The organism is Sinorhizobium sp. GQ132, from assembly GCF_059758575.1.
The window spans coordinates 1-375 of sequence record NZ_JCAXDX010000069.1 but is presented as its reverse complement, the minus strand read 5'-3'; the positions used below and the strand labels follow the sequence as shown (position 1 = coordinate 375).

Genomic DNA, 375 nt, shown 5'->3' with positions numbered 1-375 from the left:
CATCCGTGAAAGAGTTCCTTGGCCGCGGTGGACGGCACGCTCACCCAGATCGATCCGGGAGAGCAGGCTGTGGGGATTACCGCCGAAGCGAGCGCAAGTTGGATGTCAAACACCGTCGCATCGTCAGCCTCTCCCTGATCCCCATAAACGAGGGATGCCTCAACTTCCGCTCATCGGTCCACGCCCGATACTCGACCTCGGCGATTTGGACCGGCTAATAGTCTAGACGAAGACGGCATACTTCCGCTTCAGGCTAGTATTTGTTTGTTCACCCAAAGGTTGCTTTTTTCTTCATTTCAGACGCGTTGATTGCAAACATACGCCAATCCGTGCGCTGAACTCCGTCGATTTAACCTAGGCTCACGACCCTCCAGC

1 protein-coding gene is annotated in these 375 nt (G+C 55.2%); it reads right to left on the bottom strand.

The window, feature by feature from the left end; translation table 11 throughout:
- Positions 1 to 76: 76 nt before the first annotated feature.
- Positions 77 to 205, bottom strand: a complete 129-nt coding sequence (locus tag AC6CIG_RS29755; RefSeq protein ID WP_498324394.1) for a hypothetical protein — start codon at positions 203 to 205, stop codon at positions 77 to 79.
- Positions 206 to 375 lie beyond the last annotated feature (170 nt).